The organism is Arthrobacter sp. BGA-UO-ETr-C19 (assembly GCF_059568005.1).
Window position 1 is genome coordinate 668860 of record NZ_JCAQPC010000024.1, and the last position, 22257, is coordinate 691116.

Genomic DNA, 22257 nt, shown 5'->3' on the forward strand with positions numbered 1-22257 from the left:
GTTTGGGCCAACGAACCGCATGTGACGCGCAGCCATGAAGCTCTGAACAGGACAAACGCCGACGCGCGGTGCAGTGACCGTTGCCCGGGGCCGGGAGACGGACCCAGATCGTCTAAACTTGACCCCGATGTCTACATTATTTGGAACAGACGGTGTCCGGGGCCTGGCGAATGGCCTGCTGACTGCCGAGCTCGCAATGCAGCTGGCCCAGGCCGCCGCCGTCGTGCTTGGCCATGAACGCACCAGCGAAGGTTCGCGGCCGCGCGCCGTGGTGGCGAGGGATCCCCGCGCAAGCGGCGAGTTCATCGCCGCAGCCGTGGAAGCCGGGCTCTCCAGCTCCGGCATCGACGTCTACGACGCCGGCGTCCTGCCCACTCCGGCCGCCGCCTACCTCGTGGCAGACCTGAACGCTGACTTCGGCGTCATGATCTCCGCCTCGCACAATCCGGCGCCGGACAACGGGATCAAGTTCTTCGCCCGCGGCGGCCAGAAGCTCCCCGACGAGGTGGAGGACGCCATCGAGGCCCAGATGGGCAAGGAGCCCGTCCGCCCGGTCGGCGGCGAGGTGGGCCGCATCCAGCGATTCTCCGACGCCGAGGACCGCTACATCGTCCACCTCCTGGGAACCCTTCCGCACAACCTCAACGGCCTCAAGGTGGTCCTCGACTGCGCTCACGGTGCCGCCAGCGGCTGTTCCCCCCAGGTCTTCAAGGACGCCGGCGCTGACGTCGTCGTTATCGGCGCCGAACCGGACGGCCTGAACATCAACGAGGGCGTGGGCTCCACGCACCTCGGCCCGCTCAAGGCGGCCGTGGTGGAACACGGCGCCGACCTCGGCATTGCCCACGACGGCGACGCCGACCGCTGCCTGGCCGTGGACCACGAAGGTAACGAGGTGGACGGCGACCAGATCATGGCCATCCTCGCCGTCGCCCTCAAGAAAGCCGGCAAGCTCACCGACAACGTCCTGGTGGCCACCGTGATGAGCAACCTCGGCCTCAAGATTGCCCTCCGCGACGCGGGCATCGCCATCCGCGAAACGGGTGTGGGGGACCGGTACGTTCTGGAGCAAATGCGCGACGGCGGTTACAACCTGGGCGGCGAACAGTCCGGCCACGTGATCCTCGCCGACTACGCCACCACCGGCGATGGCGTGCTGACCGGCCTGCAGCTGGCAGCACAGGTGGCCCTGACGGGCCGCCCGCTCAAGGAGCTCGCCACGATCATGACCAAGCTGCCCCAGGTCCTCATCAACGTGAAGGACGTGGACCGGAGCCGCGTCAGCGGTGACGACACCCTGGCCGCAGCCGTCAAGGCGGCCGAAGCCGAACTGGGCGACACCGGCCGCGTGCTCCTGCGCCCCTCCGGCACGGAGCCCGTTGTGCGCGTCATGGTGGAGGCCGGCGACCAGCAGACGGCCCAAGTCATCGCCGAACGCCTCGCCCAGGTTGTGAAGACCCAGCTGGCACTGCAACTCGTCGACTGATTACGCGGCCAACTGCACGGCAGAAAGCAGCCCGGCTCCATGACGGAGGCGGGCTGCTTTTTCGCTTTTGAAGCTAGCTACCGGCTTTTTGGTGCGGCCGGACTTTGGGGCTGGTCTGCTACGGCTATTTGGCCGCCTGGTCCTGGTTCTGCGTCTGCAGGGCGTCGCGGATTTCCTTCAGCAGGGCTATCTGCGGATCCTCGGCTGCTTCCTTCTTCGTGTCCTGCCCGATGCCCAGCTTGCGGTTGCGGTGCTCGATCAGCCGGTTCATCGGGGCGACGATGACGAAGTAGAGCGCGGAGGCAACCAGCAGGAAATTGACCACGGCGGTGAGCAGCACACCAAACCGGACGTCGCCGAACGCCAGGAAATTGTCAAAGTTCGGCTCTCCCACCAGCAACGAGATCAGCGGCATCAGGACGCTCTTGACCAGGGCATCCACCACGGCGCTGAACGCTGATCCGATGACCACCGCCACGGCCAGGTCAATGACGTTTCCCTTGAGAATGAACTTTTTGAATCCACTAAGCATGCCAACCAAACTACCGCACCCCGGTTACGGGACGTTGACCGGCCTACGGCGCGCAGGTAACAGCGCCCGTCCAAAAGCGCAGCCGCGTCAGCGGTAGCCGGGGGCGGCAGCGAGGCCGAAGTACTGCTCCAGGGTGGCGATGCCGCGCTTGCGCATGTCCGTGGCCGCCTCCACCCCGACGTACCGCAGGTGCCACGATTCGTAGAAGTATCCGGTGATGGTGTGCTGCATCCACGGATACCGAACCACGAAGCCGAAGCGGTGCGCGTTTGCCTTGGCCCAGACGGCGGCCGGCTGCTCTGCGAAGCAGGGCTGGAAGCTGCAGGCGCCGCCGCCGTCGCCGATGTCGAACGACCAGCCTGTCTGGTGTTCGGAATAGCCTGGCCGAGCCGAGGCGGTGTCCGCTGCGGCCCGCCCCTGTGAGCTCACCCAGCCGTTGTATGTGGCGGTCTGCGTCGCGTAGGACCGGTAGCCACTTGCCAGCGTCATGGTGACGCCGTCCGCCGCTGCCGCGGCGAACATCCGTTCTGCGGCAGCCGCCGTCGTGCTGTTCAGCTGGGATGCCTCGCCGGCGACGGCGAGGGCCACGCGCGGCTGGACCAGATCCGCCGGAACGTAGTTGGCCGGCTTGAGCGGGCGGTGCTTATTGACGATCACCCAGGGGCTCGCGGGGGCGGTCAGCGAGTACTGCTTGGACAGGCGGGAAGCGGCCGACGGCGGGGCTGCCGCCGCCGTCGTCGTCGCAGTCGCGGACGGCGACTTTGCAGTCGCGCTGGCCGACGGCGCAGCGGAGGCCGCCGGAGACGCCGTGACGGACGCCTTGGCAGAGCTGCCGGCGGACGCGGAGCCGGTCGCGGACCCAGACGGAAGCTGTGAGGCCTTGCCTGAAGTACTGGAAGACGCCGTTCCCGAGGCGGGCGAACCGGTTCGGGAAGCTTCCGGTGCAGGGCCCGGGGTGCAGGCGGCGAGGGCGGACAAGCCTGCGCCGGTCATCAGCAGCCGCGCCACCGCACGGCGGGTGGGGAGTGGTCCGGGCTCGGGGTGGGCGGAAGGATCTGGAGCGCAGTTGCAGCACATTTGTGCTAGACCTTCCTCAGCAGCATCCTGCGGACGGAATGGTCCGCTTCCTTGGTGAGCACAAGCTGCGCCCGTCCGCGGGTGGGCAGCACGTTCTCTTCCAGGTTCGGCTCATTGATGCGCTTCCAGATGTCACGGGCGGTCGCTTCAGCCTCGGAGTCGGACAGCGTGGCATAGCGGTGGAAGTATGACTCCGGCTGCGCGAAGGCGGTGGTACGGAGTTTGCGGAACCGGTCCACGTACCATTCCTCGATATATGACGTCTTGGCATCCACATAGATGGAAAAGTCGAAGAAGTCGCTCAGCGCCAGCCCCTGGCGGCCGTCATGCCGCGGCCGCGCGGGAGCGAGCACGTTCAGGCCTTCGACAATGAGGACGTCCGGACGCCGGACCACCACTTCCTTGCCGGGGACGATGTCATAGGTGACGTGCGAGTACCAGGGTGCCCGCACCTCCTCGGCGCCGCCCTTGATCTCGCTCACGAAGCGCAGCAGCGCGCGGCGGTCATAAGACTCCGGGAAACCCTTGCGGTCGAGCAGCTGCCGCCGCTTGAGTTCGGCCAGGGGATACAGGAAACCGTCGGTGGTGATGAGCTCGACATTCGGCGTGCCCGGCCAGCGCCGCAGCATCTCGCGGAGAACACGCGCGATGGTTGACTTGCCCACGGCCACGGAACCGGCGACGCCGATCACGAACGGGGTGCGCTGGGTCTGCTCGCCAAGGAACGTTGTGGTGGCCGCATGCAGCTGGCCGGCGGCTTCCACGTACAGATGCAACAGCCGCGACAGGGGAAGGTAGACCTCGCGCACCTCGCTGATGTCCAGGGGGTCACCAAGACCGCGAAGGCGCAGCACGTCCTCTTCATTAAGGGGCTGCTCCATCTGGGCCGAAAGCCGGGACCAGGTATGCCGGTCCAGCTCCACGAACGGGGAAACACCCTCTCCGTTCGCTTCGTTGCGTTGCAAAGTCACCCTAGAGATTCTGCCCCTCCCGGCGCCGAGAGCGAAATGCAGCCATTCTTGAGTGAATCTTGACCCTACGCGTTACCGATTCCTGAGCCTGCTGCGGGACTGTTCAGTAAATAAGGAGAACCGCAGCAGATTTTGAAGGGTCTCAACATGGGAAAGGCAGTCACACCGCGGGTGCCGCAGCGGACCGGCCGCGACTTTGGCGGCAGACGCGGCGGGGGAGCGGCCACCCGCATCCTCGAAATTCGCCGCCGGAAACGGTTTGCCGCCGCCAGGCTCTGGGCCAACTTCGCGGTCCTCATGTTCCTCCTCTTCGCTGCCCTGGGCCTCGTGGTCATCCCCCAGGCCACCGGGTCCCGGACCTACACCGTGCCCACAAACTCCATGGCGCCGACATATTCCGCCGGCACGTTCCTCGTGGTGAAACCCACGGCCTTGAGCCAGCTGAAGTTCGGCGACATCGTCACCTACCAGCCTGCCCCGGACAGTCCAGAGGTCCGCGCCCACCGGATTGTGGGCTTCGGCGCCATGCAGGACGGTGAAAGAACCCTGATCACCAGGGGCGACAACACCAACGCCAACGATCCGGAGCCTGTCCGCGCCCGCCAGATTACGGGGAGGCCGCTATATGCCATCCCGCTGGTTGGCTATCTCACCAGCGCCCTCGGCGACGCGGACCGGGACCTCTGGATGATGCTGGCAGTGGCCGGCCTCATCGGCCAGTGTGTGCTGCTCATCGTCCTGGGCGTCCGCCGGCGGCGACGGGAAGCGTAACCTAGCGGGCAGGATGACGACGCCTGCAGGATGGGGCGCTGGAGGATGTCATCCGACGTCGGTTCTCCGCAAAGCCGGTTAGGCTTATACCCATGTGTGGAATCGTGGGTTATGTTGGCCGTACGTCGGGCCGGGCTGATGCCGGGCACGGCGCGTTGGATGTTGTTCTTGAGGGGCTGCGCCGCCTGGAGTACCGGGGGTATGACTCGGCCGGTGTTGCGGTGGTGGCTAACGGGGAGATTTCCTCGCGGAAGAAGTCCGGAAAGCTGAGCAACCTGCTCGCCGAACTGGAGGAGCGGCCGTTGCCGGAATCGCTGACCGGCATCGGGCACACGCGGTGGGCCACGCATGGTGGCCCGACGGATCAGAACGCGCACCCGCATCTGTCTGATGGCGGGAAGCTCGCGGTGATCCACAACGGCATCATTGAAAACTTTGCTGAGCTGAAGCAGGAGCTGCTGGCCAAGGGTGTGGTCTTCGCGTCGGAGACAGACACCGAGGTGGCCGCGGCGCTGCTGGGCGACATTTTCCGGAACAAGCTGGGCGGGGACGTCTCGGACGGCGGCCTGACCCGGGCGATGGAGCTGGCGTGCCAGCGGCTGGAGGGTGCGTTTACGCTGCTCGCGGTGCACGCTGACCAGCCTGACGTGGTGGTCGCGGCCCGCCGGAACTCCCCGCTGGTGGTGGGCCTGGGCGAGGGCGAGAACTTCCTGGGCTCGGACGTGTCCGGGTTCATCGACTACACCCGCCGCGCGGTGGAGCTGGGCCAGGACCAGATCGTGACGATCACCGCTGACACGGTGGAGATCACGGACTTCTTCGGCGCCCCGGCGCAGGGCAAGGAGTACCACGTGGACTGGGACCCGGCTTCGGCGGAAAAGGGTGGCTTCTCCTCGTTCATGGAGAAGGAAATCCATGACCAGCCCGACGCCGTGGCGCAGACCTTGCTGGGCCGTTCGGACCTGAACGGCAAGCTGACCCTGGATGAGCTGCGCATCGATCCGGCGCTGCTCAAGCAGGTGGACAAGATTATCGTCCTGGCGTGCGGCACGGCAGCGTACGCGGGCCTGGTGGCCAAGTACGCGATCGAGAACTGGTGCCGGATCCCCACGGAGGTGGAGCTCGCGCATGAGTTCCGTTATCGGGACCCGATCGTGGATGCGAACACCCTGGTGGTGTCCATCAGCCAGTCCGGCGAGACGATGGATACGCTGATGGCGGTCCGGTACGCCCGGGAACAGGGTGCCAAGACCATCTCCATCTGCAACACGAACGGTTCGACCATTCCGCGTGAGTCCGACGCCGTGCTGTACACGCACGCCGGGCCGGAGATCGCCGTTGCCTCCACGAAGGCGTTCCTGGCCCAGATCACCGCGGCGTACCTGCTGGGCCTGTACCTGGCGCAGCTGCGCGGGAACATCTTCTCCGGCCAGATCAAGGACGTCCTCGCGGACCTGGGTAAGATCCCGGCCAAGATCCAGAAGATCCTGGACAACGCGGGCCCCTTGCGTGAGCTTGCACGGAGCATGAAGGACGAGAAGTCCGTGCTGTTCCTGGGCCGCCACGTGGGCTACCCGGTTGCCCTTGAGGGTGCTTTGAAGCTCAAGGAAATCGCGTACATCCACGCCGAGGGCTTCGCTGCCGGTGAGCTCAAGCACGGCCCGATCGCGCTGATCGACGAAGGCCAGCCCGTGTTCGTGGTGGTCCCGTCCCCGCGCGGCCGCGACTCGCTGCACTCCAAGGTGGTGTCCAACATCCAGGAAGTCCGTGCCCGCGGTGCCCGTACCCTGGTGATCGCTGAGGAAGGCGACGAGTCGGTCCGGGATTACGCCGAGCACGTGTTCTACGTCCCGGAAACCCCGACGCTGCTGATGCCGCTGCTCACCACGGTTCCGCTGCAGATTTTTGCTGCCGAACTGGCCGGAGCCAAGGGCTACGACGTGGACCAGCCGCGCAACCTCGCCAAGAGCGTCACAGTAGAGTAAGCCCATGATTGTTGGCATCGGCGTAGACGTCGTGGACATCGAGCGCTTCGGACGGCAGCTGGAGCGCACCCCCGGGTTGCGGGACCGGCTGTTTGTGCCGGCCGAACGGGACCTGAACACCCGCTCCCTGGCGGCGCGGTTTGCCGCCAAGGAAGCCGTGGCCAAGGTCCTGGGCGCGCCGGCCGGCATGAACTGGCAGGACTGCTGGATCGGGCTGGACCAGAACGGCCCCACGATCCAGGTCAAGGGAACGGTGCTCGCTGTGGCCGAGGCCAAGGGCGTCAAACGGTGGCACCTGTCCATGAGCCACGACGGGGGCATTGCCACGGCCACCGTCCTGGCCGAGGGCTGACCACCCCGTACGGACTGACCAAATGATCAGCGCCTATACCGGAACCCAGATCAGGGAAGCTGAAAAGCCCCTGCTGGATTCAGGTATGGGCGCTGTTCTCATGCAGCGGGCGGCCCGCGGCATGGCCGGCGCCGCCATCTCGGAACTGCGCAGCCGCGGGCGCCGCCTGTACGGCTCCAGCGTCACCGTCCTGGCCGGCAAGGGCAACAACGGCGGCGACGGCCTCTTCGCCGCCGCGCACCTCGCCGGACGGGGAATGCGGACGACGGCGGTCCTCGCCTCTGACACGGCCCACCCGGACGGTCTGGCCGCCTTTCGGCGTGCCGGCGGGCGGGTGCTGACGCTGACTGACGCGAACGCCGGCGAGCTGGCAGCGCTGGCCGGCCGGGCCGACGTCGTAATTGACGCACTGCTCGGAACCGGCGCCCAGGGCGGACTCCGGGGAGCCTCGGCGGAACTCGTGCAGCGGCTGGCGGAAGGGTCCTACGGCCTCGTGGTTGCCTGCGACGTGCCCAGCGGCGTTGATGCGGACACCGGCGAGGCCGGCGGCCCCGTGCTGCCCGCCGACATCACCGTCACGTTCGGCGGGGCCAAGGCCGGTCTGCTGGCGGACCCGGGCGCGGATTTCGCCGGCCGGGTGGTGGTGGTCCCGATCGGCATTGAGGACTCACTCCCGTGGCCCGCCCTGCGCCGCCTGGAGGCCGCCGACCTGGCAGCCCTCCTCCCGCGGCCTGCACGGCGCGCGCACAAGTATTCGCGGGGCGTCCTCGGAGTGGTGGCCGGATCCCCGGCCTACCCCGGCGCCGCCGTGCTCGCCTGCCGCGGGGCGCTCTCCGCGGGCGTCGGGATGGTCCGCTACGTCGGGCCGCCGGAGGTCGCCGACCTTATCCGCCACAGCTGCCCCGAGGTGGTCTGCAGCACCGGCACCGTGGCAGAGACCCATGTCCAGGCCTGGCTGGTGGGTTCCGGGATGGACGGCAAGGACGAGGACGAGATGCAGCGCGTCCGCGACGCCGTCGACTCCGGCCTGCCCACCGTGGCCGACGCCGGCGCCCTGCCCGTGCTGCCGGACGTGCTGGCCCCGCAGGTGGTGCTGACGCCGCATGCCGGGGAGCTGGCTACCCTGTTGCAGCGACTCGGCGCCGACCTGGACCGCGAGGCCGTCGAAGCCTCCACCCTCGCTGCCGTGCGCCGCGCCGCCGGCCTGACCGAGGCCACAGTGCTGCTGAAGGGCGCCAGCACGCTGGTGGCGTCGCCGTACCAGGATTTCTACAGCCAGTCCGAGGGAACGCCCTGGCTGGCCACCGCCGGAAGCGGTGATGTGCTGGCCGGAACCATCGGCGCGCTGCTCGCCCAGGTGGGGTCCGACGTCGGACGCTTCCGGGAGAGGGGCATCGATCCGGACGAACGCTGGGCGGCCATTGCCGCCATGGGGGCGAGCCTGCACGGCCTCTCCGGAGCGGCGGCTGCAGCCGGCGGCCCGCTGACAGCGGGGCGGATTTGCGACGCCCTACCCGAAATATGGGGTAAAGTCAGCACGCTTAGTAATTAGTGGTGGGTCGCGTAATAGTCACACCCACCCGCTACGGTAAGACCAAGTTACCTGCAGGTAGTGCGTGAGGACCTGCGGGACGCAGTGTTGGACGAGGTATAGGAGCAGGAATGGAAATCTGGCCCGGATCGGCTTACCCGCTGGGAGCCACGTTTGACGGTACCGGAACCAACTTCGCGTTGTTCAGCGAGCACGCAGACAAGGTGGAACTCTGCCTCTTCGACGACGAGGGGACCGAAACCCGGGTCACGCTCCGCGAAGTCGACGGATATGTGTGGCACTGCTACCTGCCCCAGATCCAGCCAGGGCAGAAATACGGGTACCGGGTCCACGGACCCTACGACCCCGCCAAGGGCCAGCGCTTCAACGCCAACAAGCTGCTCCTTGACCCCTACGCCAAGGCAGTCTCCGGCCAGGTCGACTGGGATCCGGCCCTGTTCTCGTACAACATGGGCGACCCCTCATCCAAGAACGACGCCGACTCCGCGGCGCACATGATGATGGGCGTGGTGATCAACCCGTTCTTCGACTGGGACAACGACCAGAACCTGCGCATCCCGTACCACAAGTCGGTCATCTACGAGGCGCACGTCAAGGGACTCACCGAACTGCACCCGGAGATTCCCGAGGAGCAGCGCGGCACGTACGCCGGCGTGGCACACCCGGCCGTGATCTCGCACCTGCAGAAGCTGGGCGTCACCGCGATCGAGCTCATGCCCGTGCACCAGTTCGTCAACGACGGCACGCTGCAGGAGAAGGGCCTGAGTAACTACTGGGGCTACAACACCATCGGCTTCTTCGCCCCGCAGAACACCTACAGCTCCACCGGCGACACCGGCCAGCAGGTCCAGGACTTCAAGGCGATGGTCCGCTCACTGCACCGGGCAGGCATTGAGGTCATCCTCGACGTCGTCTACAACCACACCGCCGAAGGCAACCACCTCGGCCCCACCCTGAGCTTCAAGGGCATCGACAACGAGGCCTACTACCGCCTGGTGGAGGACGACAAGCAGTACTACATGGACTACACGGGCACCGGCAACACGCTGAACGTCCGCCAGCCGCACTCCCTGCAGCTGCTCATGGATTCGCTGCGCTACTGGGTCACCGAGATGCACGTGGACGGGTTCCGCTTTGACCTCGCCGCCGCTTTGGCCCGCGAATTTTACGACGTCGACCGGCTCTCCACGTTCTTCGAACTCATCCAGCAGGACCCTGTGGTGTCCCAGGTGAAGCTGATCGCCGAGCCGTGGGACGTCGGTCCCGGCGGCTACCAGGTGGGCAACTTCCCGCCGCAGTGGACCGAATGGAACGGCAAGTACCGCGACACCGTGCGCGACTTCTGGCGCGGCGAGCCTGCCACGCTGGGCGAGTTCGCCTCGCGCATCACCGGCTCGGCGGACCTCTACGAGCACTCCGGCCGCCGCCCGGTGGCGTCCATTAACTTCGTCACGGCACACGACGGCTTCACGCTGCGGGACCTGGTTTCTTACAACGAGAAGCACAACGACGCCAACGGCGAGGACAACAAGGACGGCGAATCGCACAACCGCTCCTGGAACTGCGGGGCAGAGGGCCCGTCGGACGATCCCAAGGTCCTGGCGCTGAGGGCGCGGCAGCAGCGCAACTTCATCGCCACCATGCTCCTCTCGCAGGGCGTGCCCATGATCCTGCACGGCGATGAGATGGGCCGGACGCAGCAGGGCAACAACAACGGGTACTGCCAGGACTCGGAGCTGACCTGGGTCAACTGGGACAGCGTGGACCAGCCGCTCATCGAATTCACCGCGGCGGTCAACTCCCTGCGCGCCAAGCACCCCACCTTCCGGCGCAGCCGCTTCTTCGACGGCCGGCCCGTGCGGCGAGGCGAAGGCGAACGGCTGCCGGACATCGTCTGGCTCGACCCCGACGGCAACCTCATGTCCCCGGAGGACTGGGACAGCGGCTTCGGCCGTTCCGTGGGCATGTTCCTCAACGGCGACGGCATCCAGGGCCACGATGACCGTGGCCGCCGGATCACGGACGTGAACTTCCTGCTGTACTTCAACGCGCACGACGGCGACGTTGAGTTCACGCTGCCGCCGGACGAATACGCACCGGCCTGGGACGTCATCATCGACACCGCAGGCGAAGGCGCAGACTCCAAGCCCGCGGACGCCGGCACCATCCTGTCCGTCGCCGCCAAGTCCTTGGTGGTGCTGCGCGCCCACAGCGCACCCGAGGAGGAACCGGACCATTCCGTGGCCGCCTCGCTCGCGGCGCTGACCCAGACCGCTACCGCTGAGACCGCAGCCCTTACCGCGCCCGCCGTTCCCGAGCCGGCCAGGACGAAAAAACCGGCGGAGCCGGCTGCAGAGCCGGCAGACGCATCTGCGGCTGAACCTGCCGCTGACCCGGCTGCAGCGCCTGCCGCTGACCCGGCCTCGGCACCGGCACCGGCACCGGCAGCTGAGCCGGCTGCAGCGCCTGCGAAGGCTGCAGAGGAGCAGCCGGCGGAAAAACCGGCCACCAAGCCTGCTGGAAAGCGCGGCGGCCACTTGAAGGCGGTTAAGCCCGCAGGGGAGGACGCGTGAAAACTCCCGTCTCCACGTACCGGCTGCAGATCCGGCAGGGGTTCACGCTGTTCGACGCCGCCGAAACAGTGCCGTACCTGCACTCGCTCGGCGTCGACTGGGTCTACCTGTCGCCGGTCCTGACGGCGGAGCAGGGCTCCGACCACGGGTATGACGTGACCGATCCCTCCGCCGTCGACCCCGAACGGGGCGGCCCGGAGGGTCTGGCGGCCGTCTCCAAGGCGGCCCGGGCCGCCGGGATGGGCGTGCTGATTGACATCGTGCCGAATCACGTAGGCGTGGCCACGCCTGCGCAGAACCCCTGGTGGTGGTCGCTGCTCAAGGAAGGGCGCCAGTCCCGCTATGCGGAAGCGTTCGACGTCGACTGGGACCTCGCCGGGGGACGCATCCGGCTCCCGGTCCTCGGCAGCGACGACGATCTGGACCAGCTCGAAATCAAGGACGGGGAGCTCCGGTACTACGACCACCGCTTCCCGCTGGCCGACGGCAGCTACACCGAGGGCGACTCCCCGCGTGACGTCCACGCCCGGCAGCACTACGAACTCATGGGCTGGCGGCGCGCGGACAACGAGCTGAACTACCGCCGCTTCTTCGCAGTGAACACGCTCGCCGGTGTCCGGGTGGAGATCCCCGCCGTCTTCGACGAAGCACATCAGGAAGTGGTGCGCTGGTTCCGCGAGGGGCTCGCAGACGGTCTGAGGATCGACCATCCGGACGGCCTGGCCGACCCCGAGGGGTACCTGAAGCGGCTGCGGGAAGCCTCCGGCGGCGCCTACCTGCTGATCGAAAAAATTCTCGAGCCGGGGGAACAGCTGCCCGCCAGCTTCGAGTGCGAGGGCACCACGGGCTACGACGCCCTCGCGGACGTCGACCGGGTTTTCGTGGATCCGCACGGCCAGGAACCGCTGGACCGGCTGGACGCCTCGCTGCGCGGCGGGGAGCCTGCCGACTACGAGGACATGATCAGGGGAACCAAGCGCCGGATCACCGACGGCATCCTCCACTCGGAAATCCTGCGCCTGGCCCGGCTGGTCCCGGCCGACGCCGGACTCCCCGCCGATGCCGCGGCGGACGCCATCGCGGAGATCATCGCCGCCTTCCCGGTCTACCGCACGTACCTCCCGGAGGGTGCGGAGGTCCTGAAGGAAGCGTGCGAGCTGGCCGCGCGCAGGCGGCCGGAACTCGACCAGGCCATCCAGGCTTTGCAGCCGCTGCTGCTGGACACCGAACTCGAGCTCGCCCGGCGCTTCCAGCAGACCTCGGGTATGGTCATGGCCAAGGGCGTGGAGGACACCGCGTTCTTCCGCTACAACCGGCTGGGCACCCTCACGGAAGTGGGCGCCGACCCCACCGAATTCTCCGTGGAGCCGGCTGAGTTCCATGCCCGGATGGCCCGCCGGCAGGCAGAGCTTCCGCTGTCCATGACGACGCTCAGCACGCACGACACCAAACGAAGCGAGGACACCCGGGCGCGGATCTCGGTCATCTCCGAGGTTGCCGGCGAATGGGAGAGAGCCCTGAACCGGCTGCGCGAACTGGCCCCGCTGCCGGACGGCCCGCTGTCCGCCCTGCTGTGGCAGGCCATCGCCGGGGCCTGGCCCGCCAGCCGGGAACGCCTGCAGTACTACGCGCTGAAGGCCGCCCGCGAAGCCGGGAACTCGACCAACTGGACCGATCCCGATCCGGCGTTCGAGGAGAAGCTGGCCGCCGCCGTCGACGCCGCGTTCGACAACCCCGCGGTGCGGGCTGAAGTCGAGGCGCTCGTGGAACTCCTGGAGCCGCATGGTGCCTCCAACTCCCTGGCGGCCAAGCTCGTGCAGCTGACCATGCCCGGCGTCCCGGACGTGTACCAGGGCACGGAGTTCTGGGACCGGTCGCTGACGGACCCGGACAACCGCCGCCCGTTCAGCTTCGATGACCGGCGCGCGGCGCTGGAGCAGCTCGATGCCGGCAACCTGCCGCCGTCATTTACAGATGAGCGGACGAAGCTGCTTGTGACCTCGCGTGCCTTGCGGCTGCGCCGTAGCCGCCCGGAGCTGTTCACCGGTTACCGGCCGCTCAATGCCAGCGGCCCCGCCGCAGGGCACCTGCTCGCCTTCGACCGCGGCACTCCGGCAGCCCCGGGTGCGCTAACCCTCGTCACTCGGCTGCCCTACGGACTGGAACAGTCGGGCGGGTGGCGGGACACCGCCGTCGATCTTGTTACCGCCATGAAGGACGAACTGACCGGTGCCGGCTTCGGACCGGGGACCTTGAAGATGGCTGACATCTTCCGGACCTACCCCGTGGCGCTGCTGGTGCCGCAGACAGCAGAGACGCAGACAGGAGGAAAGCCATGACGCACGCAGACCAGGCAACATACCCCCGCGAAGCCGCGAAGCCAGTGCAGGGCCCGGAGCGCTTCGACGTCTGGGCACCCCAGGCTAAAGCCGTGACGCTGCTGGCCGGCGGGGAGCGCTACGCCATGCAGCGCCGGCCCGGCACCGGACCCGAGAACGAGGGCTGGTGGACAGCACCGGAGGCACCCGCCAACGGTGACGTGGACTACGGGTACCTCCTGGATGGCGACGAAACCCCGCTTCCGGATCCGCGCACCCGGCGCCAGCCCGAGGGCGTCCACGCACTGTCCCGCACGTTCGACCCGTCCGCCTACAGCTGGCAGGACGACGCCTGGCAGGGCAGGGAACTGCAGGGGGCGGTCATCTATGAGCTCCACCTCGGGACGTTCACGCCCGAAGGGACGCTCGATGCTGCCGCCGGCAGGCTGGACTACCTGGCTGGCCTGGGCGTGGACTTCATCGAACTGCTGCCCGTGAACGCGTTCAACGGCACGCACAACTGGGGCTACGACGGCGTGCAGTGGTTCGCCGTCCATGAGGCGTATGGCGGCCCGGAAGCGTACCAGCGGTTCGTGGACGCGGCCCACGCGGCAGGCCTCGGCGTGATCCAGGACGTGGTCTACAACCACCTCGGCCCCAGCGGGAACTACCTGCCACGGTTCGGGCCGTACCTCAAGCAGGGCGAGGGCAACACGTGGGGCGACTCCGTGAACCTGGACGGGCCCGGCTCCGACCATGTGCGCCGGTTCATTCTCGACAACCTGGCCATGTGGCTGCGCGACTACCGGGTTGACGGCCTCCGGCTGGACGCCGTCCACGCCCTGAAGGACGAGCGGGCGGTCCACATTTTGGAGGACTTCGGGGCGCTTGCCGATCAGATCTCCGCCGAAGTGGGACGGCCGCTGACGCTCATTGCCGAGTCCGACCTCAATAACCCGCGGCTGCTGTATCCGCGGGACGCCAACGGATACGGGCTGGAAGGGCAGTGGAGCGACGACTTCCACCACGCCGTCCATGTCAACGTCACCGGCGAAACCACGGGCTACTACGGTGACTTCGACTCACTCGCCGCCCTGGCCAAGGTGCTCCGGGACGGCTTCTTCCACGACGGCAGCTACTCCAGCTTCCGGGAACGCCATCACGGCAGGCCGATCAATTTCAGTGCCGTCCACCCGGCCGCCCTGGTGGTCTGCTCGCAGAACCATGACCAGATCGGCAACCGTGCCACGGGGGACCGGCTTTCGCAGACCCTGCCGTACGGGAGCCTGGCACTCGCCGCCGTGCTGACCCTGACAGGCCCCTTCACGCCGATGCTGTTCATGGGTGAGGAATACGGCGCCACCACGCCATGGCAGTTCTTCACCTCCCATCCGGAGCCGGAACTCGGCAAGGCCACCGCGGAAGGCCGGATCAAGGAGTTCGAGCGTATGGGGTGGGATCCCGCCGTCGTGCCCGATCCCCAGGATCCGGAGACGTTCCGAAGGTCCAAGCTGGACTGGGCGGAAGCCGCCGACGGTGATCACGCCCGGCTGCTGGAGCTGTACCGTTCGCTCACCGCCCTGCGCCGCTCCACGCCGGACCTCACCAAGCTGGGCTTTGAGGACACCCAAGTGGAGTTCGACGAGGACGCCCGCTGGCTGCGGTTCCGGCGCGGCGGCGTGCAGGTGCTGCTCAACTTCTCGGAGCAGCCGGTCAGCCTTGAAGGTGCGGGGACTGCCCTGCTGCTGGCCACCGACGACGCCGTCCGGCTGGAAGGCGAGCGTGTGGAGCTGAGGCCGCTGAGCGCCGCCGTCGTCAGCGACTGAGGGAACTGCCAGGGGCCGGCGTCCACCCCAGTGACCGGATGGTGGACGCCAGCCCCGCAGCCTTGGCGCGGCTGGCAGGATGGAACGTATGACTTATGTGGCCTCGGACACCCGCTATGACACCATGCCGTACCGCCGCGTCGGACGCAGTGGCCTGAAACTGCCGGCCATCTCGCTGGGCCTGTGGCACAACTTCGGCGACGACAAGCGCTTCGATGAACAGCGCGCCATCCTGCGCCGCGCCTTCGACCTCGGCGTCAACCACTTCGACCTCGCCAACAACTACGGTCCGCCGGACGGCTCCGCGGAGACCAACTTCGGCCGGCACCTGCAGGACGACTTCAAGCCGTACCGCGATGAGCTGGTCATCTCCACCAAGGCCGGCTACTACATGTGGCCCGGTCCGTACGGCGAGTGGGGCTCCCGGAAGTACCTGATTTCCAGCCTGGACCAGTCGCTGCAGCGGATGGGCCTGGACTACGTGGACATCTTCTACAGCCACCGGCCGGACCCGGAAACCCCCTTGGAAGAGACCATGGGCGCGCTGGACTACGCGGTCCGCTCGGGCAAGGCCCTTTACGCGGGCATCTCCTCCTACACGCCGGAGCAGACGCTGGAGGCTGCCCGCATCCTGAAGGAACTCGGCACTCCACTGCTCATCCACCAGCCCAGCTACTCCATGCTGAACCGCTGGACAGAGAACGGGACCCCCAACCTTTACGAGGCGCTGGATCAGGTGGGCGCCGGCTCCATCGCGTTCTCCCCGCTGGCCCAGGGCATGCTGACCGACCGCTACCTCAACGGCGTCCCCGCCGACTCCCGTGCCGCCAAGGCGAGGTTCCTCTCCGAATCGGCCCTGACCGAGGACAAACTGGACCGTGTCCGCGGGCTCAACGCCATTGCCGCCGGCCGCGGACAGTCGCTGGCGCAGATGGCCATCGCCTGGATCCTGCGCGACCAGCCCAAGGGCTCCCCGGTGACCTCGGCGCTCGTCGGGGCTTCCAGCGTCAGGCAACTCGAGGACACCCTCGCCGCCATCAATAACCTTGACTTCAGCGGCGAGGAACTGGCGGCGATCGATGAGTTCGCCGTCGAATCCGACATCAACCTCTGGGCGCAGCGGGTCTGAACCACCGCTTCAATAGCTGACACGTAATCAAGCGGTCGGGGACGGCGGGAACAAAGCCGGCCCCGGCCGCGTTTGGTTAGACTGATAAGCGCGCCGCGTGGCGCGGTGCCCGTCAGACGCCGTCGTACAGCAAGGTACAGACGCGCAGGGCACATGAAGTTTGTTCTCAAAGGAGTTCCGTGTCTTCAAATCCGATTCGTGTAGCTATCGTCGGCGTGGGCAACTGTGCCGCTTCGCTGGTCCAGGGTGTCCGTTACTACCGGGATGCCGACCCCCAGGCCACGATTCCGGGTCTGATGCACGTTGAGTTCGGCAAGTACCACGTCAACGACGTCCAGTTCGTGGCCGCGTTCGACGTTGACGGCAAGAAGGTCGGCGTCGACCTGGCCGATGCGATCCTGGCCAGCGAAAACAACACGATCAAGCTTGCCGAGGTTCCGCCGACCGGCGTGACGGTCCAGCGCGGCCACACCCTGGACGGCCTGGGCCGGTACTACCTGGAGACCATCGAACAGTCCACCGAGGAGCCCGTCGACGTCGTCCAGGCCCTGAAGGACGCCCAGGTCGATGTCATGGTCTGCTACCTGCCGGTCGGATCCCAGGAAGCCGCCGAGTTCTACGCCCAGGCTGCGATCGATGCGGGTGTGGCATTCGTGAACGCGCTGCCGGTGTTCATCGCGGGCACGAAGGAGTGGGCGGACAAGTTCACCGCCGCGGGCGTGCCGATCGTGGGCGACGACATCAAGAGCCAGATCGGCGCCACCATCACGCACCGCGTCATGGCCAAGCTGTTCGAGGACCGCGGCGTCACGCTGGACCGCACCTACCAGCTGAACGTCGGCGGAAACATGGACTTCAAGAACATGCTCGAGCGCGACCGCCTCGAGTCGAAGAAGATCTCCAAGACCCAGGCCGTCACCTCCAACGTCGAGGCCGAGCTGGCCGCGAAGGACGTCCACATCGGCCCGTCCGACTACGTGCAGTGGCTGGATGACCGCAAGTGGGCGTTCGTGCGCCTGGAAGGCCGCAACTTCGGCGACGCGCCGGTGTCCCTCGAGTACAAGCTGGAAGTGTGGGACTCGCCCAACTCGGCCGGTGTGATCATCGACGCGATCCGTGCGGCGAAGATCGGCCTGGACCGCGGCATCGGCGGCCCGCTGGTCTCGGCGTCGAGCTACTTCATGAAGTCCCCGCCGGAGCAGTTCAACGACGACCTCGCCCGCGAAAAGGTCGAGGCCTTCATCCGCGGCGACCTCGACCGCTAAACCCAGGATCCTTCCTCACGTCCTGCAGGTTTTGACCGGATCCTTCCTCATGTCCTGCAGGTCTTGACACGATGCTTCCTCACCTTCGGGTGAGGGAGCATCGCTGTTTAAGTGCCCTTTTCGTAGCGCCGAATGGCGTGGCTCGCATGCGCGACGGCGAGCAGCTTCAGGACAAGTTGGCCGTGCAGATGCATCCCGACGGCCGCCGTCATGATCAGCTGGTTGACGTCTTCCGGTGCGGCTGTGGCCGAAATATTCACTGCAGCAATGGCATCCACCGCCTGGCTGTAAGCATCGAGCAGCTCGGCAGTGACCGGTACGCCGATGCTTTCCATCAGGACCAGCTGGGCATTGAGGGCGTTCCTGGCGTCGCTCGGGACGTCCGGCCAGTCCCGCAAACGCACGACGGCGTCACCCGCCGGAGTGCGCAGCTCGCCGTGCTCCGTGCTCACCTCATCGAGGCCCAGTACCGTGCGCTGGATGGCGGCCAAAAGCTCAAGGCGGGGTGCGCCGCCGTCGGCCATTCTGAGCAGGGAGCCGATCTGGGCGATATTCAGGCCCACCACACGACGCAGCGCCTGGATCAGTTCCAGCCGGCTCACGTGGTGGTCTGAATACTCCGCCCGGGTTGCGTGAATGGCACGGCCCGCGGGCAGCAGCCCTTCGCGGAGGTAGAACTTGATGCTGGCGGGGGAGACTCCCGTCCGCTCGCTGAGCTCCTTGAGCTGCATGCCCGCTCCGTTCCTCGGCGGATCGCAGCCCTTTGGATAGCTGTTGCTGCGCTGGCTATCTTGATGTACATAACAGGATAGTGCTCCTATCCTAAGTGCATGGAGCCTTGGAATGTACTGCTTGCCAGCCACGTCATAGCGGCCCTCTTTGTCCTTGCCATCGGACCGGTCCAGATCCTTCGGCGCCGCCGCGACCGCATCCACCGCACCATGGGACACCTGTGGGTCGCGGCCATGTACTACGTCTGCTTCAGCAGCTTCTGGATGTCAGTGACGGGCATTTCAGCTGGCTTCACGGGCTCTCGGCCTTCACGATCGTGACCGTCACGCTCGGGCTCATCAGTGCGGTGCGCCGGAACATCCCCGCACACCGGGGGAACATGATCGGCAGCTACATCGGCATCGCTGTGGCGTTCGGCTTCGCCGTCTCGGTGCCCGGCCGCGCCATTCCCCGCCTGCTGGCCGAGGATCAGCCGACCGCCCTGTACGTTGCCGCTCTGGTGACGCTCAGCGTCGCCGTGGTCTTCATTTCCCTGCGGCGCGGTGAGGGCCGGCGTATCCAGCACACGGGGCACCGGGTGGACCAGCCCGCGGCAGCTGCATCGTCAGCAGGATCCGTATCGGGCACAAAGTAAGACCGCACCGCCAAACGCTTCCTCACCTTTCGTCGCTTGAACCCGAACGCGTCCTCAGGTTTCGTCGCTTGAACCGGAATGCGTCCTCAGGTTTCGTCGCCTGGACCCGAACGCGTCCTCACCTTTGGTCGCTTGAACCCGAACGTGTCCTCAGGTGTGCGGTTGGCGCGTCCCTGCCTGTGGATAACTTCTGCGGGTCGGGTCGGTTTCGAGCAACAATGCCCTATGCAAACACGTACCGATCTTCCAGTCAGCCTGATGTCTGCCCCCTTCACGTTGGGTTCCGCGAAAGCGTCCGGAGTTCCACCCAACAGGCTGCGACGGGCCGACGTCGCGCATGTAAGCCGTGAACTGTACCGTCCGACTGGCTGGAGCTTCGAGCTTGAGGCCGCGGCGCGGGCGCTGTCTGCGGCATCGCCCGGCGCCTGGATCTCGCATGTTACAGCGGCACGGATTCGAAGCCAGATCCTGCCGGCATGGCTGGCAGATTCGACCGAGTTGCATTTGAGCAAACCCCGTTCCCTGCCGGAGGTGCGGCGAAGAGGCGTGATCGGGCACTCGGTGTTGGCATCCGAGGACGAGATTGAATTCGTCGACGGCATTCGAATAAGCAGCAGGTCCCGCACGTGGCTCGATATGGCAAGACGGCTGTCAGAGAGCGAACTGGTCTGCATGGGCGATGAACTGATTCGCGTCCCCAGAGCGGAATTCGAGGACCGCACCGAGCCGTTCGACACGCTTGAGGGACTGCGTTCCCTCGTCGCCCGCCATCCAAATCTTCAGGGTGTGGTTCTGGCGCGCGCCGCGCTCGAGCGGATGCGCGTCGGGGCGGATTCTGCACCCGAGTCGCTACTCCGCCTCGCGATGGAGGACGCGGGCCTTCCGGAGCCTCAGTTGCAGGTGCCACTGCGAGAGGACAGGACCACCGGTCCGACTGCCGATCTCGGCTACAGGCATCGACGGCTGGCCATACAGTACGACGGCGCTCATCACCTTCTCGAGCCCCAAATCTTCAGCGACAGGCGGCGTGACAAAGCCTTCGAGGTTGCCGGGTGGACCGTTGTTGTGTTTGGCAAGCAGGATTTGGCTGACGGTTTCGAGCGGGCCATCCGCCTGATCAAGCGTGCGATGCGAACGAGCCAGCTGGACCATCCTCAGGCGTCCGGATTTGCCGATGCCGTCTGAGGAAGGGTTTGGGTGGACGCGACAGGACGTGAGGAAGGGTTTGGGTGGACGCGACAGGACGTGAGGAAGGGTTGGGGGTGAGGCGACGGGAGGTGAGGAAGGGTTGGGGGTGAGGCGACGGGAGGTGAGGAAGGGTTGGGGGCTAGAAGAGGCCGACCGGGTTGCCGTCGTCGTCCACGTCCATCCGCATTGCCGCGGGAACGGCGGGAAGGCCCGGCATTGTCATCACCGCTCCGGTCAGGGCCACGATGAACCCCGCGCCGGTCTTGGGGATGAGGTCGCGCACATGGATGGTGAACCCCTTGGGTGCCCCCAGCCGCGAGGCGTCGTCCGTGAACGAGTACTGGGTTTTCGCCATGCAGACAGGCAGCCCGGACCAACCGTTCTTCTCGATGTCCGCCAGCCGGCGCAGCGCAGGCACCGAAAAGTCCACGCCGTCAGCGCCATAGATTTCCTGGACGATCGTGCGGATCTTGTCCTCCACGGATATGTCCAGCGGGTAGAGATGCCGGAACGACGACGGCCCGTTCACCGCCGCGGCGACCTTGGCAGCCAGCTCATCGCCGCCGTCGCCGCCCCCGCCACGTCCCCAGATGTCCGCCACCGATGCCTGGATGCCCTCGCCGGCGCACCAGTCGAGCAGCCAGTCGAGCTCCTCCTGGGTGTCGGCGGGGAACTTGTTGATCGCCACCACAGGTGTCACACCGAACCGTTCCACGTTCCGGACATGGCGGCGCAGGTTCACCACGCCCGCTGCCACAGCCTCCACGTTCGGCTCGTTCAGCCGGTCCTTGGGAACGCCGCCTTGCATCTTGAGCGCGCGAACGGTGGCCACTACCACGACGGCGGACGGCGCCACATCAGCGATCCGCGCCTTGATGTCCATAAACTTTTCTGCCCCGAGGTCGGCCCCGAACCCCGCCTCGGTCACCACGATGTCAGCCAGCCGCCGGGCGGTCTGCGTGGCGATCAGCGAGTTGCAGCCGTGGGCTATGTTCGCGAACGGCCCGCCATGGACCAGAGCCGGGGTCCCGGCGATGGTCTGGACGAGGTTCGGCTTGATCGCTTCCTTGAGCAGCAGCGTCAGGGCTCCCTGCACGCCGAGGTCCGCCACGGTAACCGGCGTCCGGTCGTAGGTGTAGCCGAAAGTGATGCGGCCCAGCCGGTCCCGCAGGTCGGCCAGGTCGGTGGCGAGGCAAAAGACCGCCATGATCTCGGATGCGACGGTGATGTCGAAGCCGTCCTGGCGCGGTACGCCCTGCGCAGGCCCGCCCAGTCCAATGACGACCTCGCGAAGGGAGCGGTCATTCATGTCCAGCACCCGCTTGAACGTCATGCGGCGCGGGTCGATGTTCAGTTCGTTGCCCTGGTAGATGTGGTTGTCCACGAGGGCCATGAGTGCATTGTTGGCGGACGTGACGGCATGGAAGTCACCGGTGAAATGCAGGTTGATCTCGTCCATCGGCAGAACCTGGGACAGCCCGCCGCCAGTTGCCCCGCCCTTCATGCCGAGGATGGGGCCCAGCGAGGGCTCCCGCAGCGCGACCATCACCTTGTGGCCCGCCCGCGCAAGCGAATCCGCCAGTCCCACAGTCGTGGTTGATTTTCCTTCTCCGGCGGGCGTGGGCGACATCGCCGAAACCAGAACCACCTTTCCGGCCGGCGCGGGGGCTGACAGCTTCGCGGGGTCGATCTTGGCCTTGTAGCGGCCATAGTGCTCCACGGCCCCGGCATCGATGCCCGCGGATGCCGCGATTTCCTCGATCGGCCGCAGCACTGCCCTGCGGGCAATGTCCAGGTCGCTCAGGGGAGTGCTGCTCTGGCTGGTACCGCTCAGGGGAGTGCTGTCAGACATCGTCGTCCTTTCCG

18 protein-coding genes are annotated in these 22257 nt (G+C 66.8%); 13 read left to right on the forward strand and 5 right to left on the reverse strand.

Going from position 1 to position 22257, the window contains the following annotated elements; translation table 11 throughout:
• Window positions 1-127: 127 nt before the first annotated feature.
• Window positions 128-1486 carry a phosphoglucosamine mutase gene (gene glmM / locus AC57BR_RS22050; protein WP_496364459.1) on the forward strand — a complete coding sequence of 453 codons (1359 nt, stop codon included), beginning with the start codon at window positions 128-130 and terminating at the stop codon, window positions 1484-1486.
• Between the two features lie 124 nt (window positions 1487-1610).
• Here glmM and mscL read toward each other — a convergent pair whose 3' ends face one another.
• The 3 genes from mscL to coaA form a co-directional block, all read right to left on the reverse strand.
• Window positions 1611-2018: a large conductance mechanosensitive channel protein MscL gene (mscL, locus tag AC57BR_RS22055; RefSeq protein ID WP_496364461.1), complete on the reverse strand. Its 408-nt coding sequence runs from the start codon at window positions 2016-2018 to the stop codon at window positions 1611-1613.
• Between the two features lie 87 nt (window positions 2019-2105).
• Window positions 2106-3095 carry a M15 family metallopeptidase gene (locus AC57BR_RS22060; protein WP_496364463.1) on the reverse strand — a complete coding sequence of 330 codons (990 nt, stop codon included), beginning with the start codon at window positions 3093-3095 and terminating at the stop codon, window positions 2106-2108.
• Window positions 3096-3100: 5 nt separating this feature from the next.
• Entirely contained in the window at window positions 3101-4066 is a 966-nt protein-coding gene (gene coaA, locus AC57BR_RS22065) for a type I pantothenate kinase (protein ID WP_496364465.1), read from the reverse strand.
• Window positions 4067-4213: 147 nt separating this feature from the next.
• Between coaA and AC57BR_RS22070 the strand changes: the two genes are divergently transcribed.
• From AC57BR_RS22070 to AC57BR_RS22110, 9 genes are all read left to right on the forward strand, one after another.
• Window positions 4214-4837 carry a signal peptidase I gene (locus AC57BR_RS22070; protein WP_496364467.1) on the forward strand — a complete coding sequence of 208 codons (624 nt, stop codon included), beginning with the start codon at window positions 4214-4216 and terminating at the stop codon, window positions 4835-4837.
• A gap of 92 nt (window positions 4838-4929) precedes the next feature.
• A complete protein-coding gene (gene glmS, locus AC57BR_RS22075) occupies window positions 4930-6822 on the forward strand; it encodes a glutamine--fructose-6-phosphate transaminase (isomerizing) (protein ID WP_496364469.1) in 1893 nt (630 codons plus the stop codon).
• 4 nt (window positions 6823-6826) lie between these two features.
• Window positions 6827-7174, forward strand: a complete 348-nt coding sequence (locus tag AC57BR_RS22080) for a holo-ACP synthase (RefSeq protein WP_307104244.1) — start codon at window positions 6827-6829, stop codon at window positions 7172-7174.
• Between the two features lie 22 nt (window positions 7175-7196).
• Window positions 7197-8726 (forward strand): NAD(P)H-hydrate epimerase, encoded by a 1530-nt coding sequence (locus AC57BR_RS22085; protein WP_496364470.1) that lies wholly within the window; start codon window positions 7197-7199, stop codon window positions 8724-8726.
• A 110-nt stretch (window positions 8727-8836) separates the two neighbouring features.
• Complete coding sequence (gene glgX / locus AC57BR_RS22090) at window positions 8837-11299, forward strand: glycogen debranching protein GlgX (RefSeq protein WP_496364471.1); 2463 nt, start codon at window positions 8837-8839, stop codon at window positions 11297-11299.
• The gene (gene treY, locus AC57BR_RS22095; protein WP_496364472.1) at window positions 11296-13638 is read left to right on the forward strand and encodes a malto-oligosyltrehalose synthase; all 2343 of its coding nucleotides are present in this window, start codon (window positions 11296-11298) and stop codon (window positions 13636-13638) included. The genes glgX and treY overlap by 4 nt, the downstream gene beginning before the upstream one ends.
• On the forward strand, window positions 13635-15443 hold the full coding sequence (treZ, locus tag AC57BR_RS22100; protein ID WP_496364473.1) for a malto-oligosyltrehalose trehalohydrolase: 1809 nt from the start codon (window positions 13635-13637) through the stop codon (window positions 15441-15443). The genes treY and treZ overlap by 4 nt, the downstream gene beginning before the upstream one ends.
• 88 nt (window positions 15444-15531) lie before the next feature.
• Window positions 15532-16572 carry an L-glyceraldehyde 3-phosphate reductase gene (gene mgrA, locus AC57BR_RS22105; RefSeq protein ID WP_496364475.1) on the forward strand — a complete coding sequence of 347 codons (1041 nt, stop codon included), beginning with the start codon at window positions 15532-15534 and terminating at the stop codon, window positions 16570-16572.
• Window positions 16573-16751: 179 nt separating this feature from the next.
• Window positions 16752-17837 (forward strand): inositol-3-phosphate synthase, encoded by a 1086-nt coding sequence (locus tag AC57BR_RS22110; protein WP_496364477.1) that lies wholly within the window; start codon window positions 16752-16754, stop codon window positions 17835-17837.
• Window positions 17838-17944: 107 nt separating this feature from the next.
• Here AC57BR_RS22110 and AC57BR_RS22115 read toward each other — a convergent pair whose 3' ends face one another.
• On the reverse strand, window positions 17945-18568 hold the full coding sequence (locus AC57BR_RS22115) for a MerR family transcriptional regulator (RefSeq protein ID WP_496364479.1): 624 nt from the start codon (window positions 18566-18568) through the stop codon (window positions 17945-17947).
• A 99-nt stretch (window positions 18569-18667) separates the two neighbouring features.
• On the opposite strand from AC57BR_RS22115, the gene AC57BR_RS22120 reads away from it, so the two are divergent.
• The 3 genes from AC57BR_RS22120 to AC57BR_RS22130 all read left to right on the forward strand — a co-directional run bounded on the left by AC57BR_RS22120 (window position 18668) and on the right by AC57BR_RS22130 (window position 20388).
• Window positions 18668-18889 (forward strand): DUF2306 domain-containing protein, encoded by a 222-nt coding sequence (locus tag AC57BR_RS22120; protein WP_496364481.1) that lies wholly within the window; start codon window positions 18668-18670, stop codon window positions 18887-18889.
• The gene (locus AC57BR_RS22125; RefSeq protein ID WP_496364483.1) at window positions 18886-19203 is read left to right on the forward strand and encodes a DUF2306 domain-containing protein; all 318 of its coding nucleotides are present in this window, start codon (window positions 18886-18888) and stop codon (window positions 19201-19203) included. The genes AC57BR_RS22120 and AC57BR_RS22125 overlap by 4 nt, the downstream gene beginning before the upstream one ends.
• Before the next feature lie 225 nt (window positions 19204-19428).
• Window positions 19429-20388, forward strand: coding sequence for an endonuclease domain-containing protein (locus AC57BR_RS22130; protein ID WP_496364485.1), 960 nt, complete (start codon window positions 19429-19431; stop codon window positions 20386-20388).
• A 142-nt stretch (window positions 20389-20530) separates the two neighbouring features.
• On the opposite strand, the gene AC57BR_RS22135 is transcribed toward AC57BR_RS22130, so the two are convergent.
• Window positions 20531-22243: a formate--tetrahydrofolate ligase gene (locus AC57BR_RS22135; RefSeq protein ID WP_496364487.1), complete on the reverse strand. Its 1713-nt coding sequence runs from the start codon at window positions 22241-22243 to the stop codon at window positions 20531-20533.
• Window positions 22244-22257 lie beyond the last annotated feature (14 nt).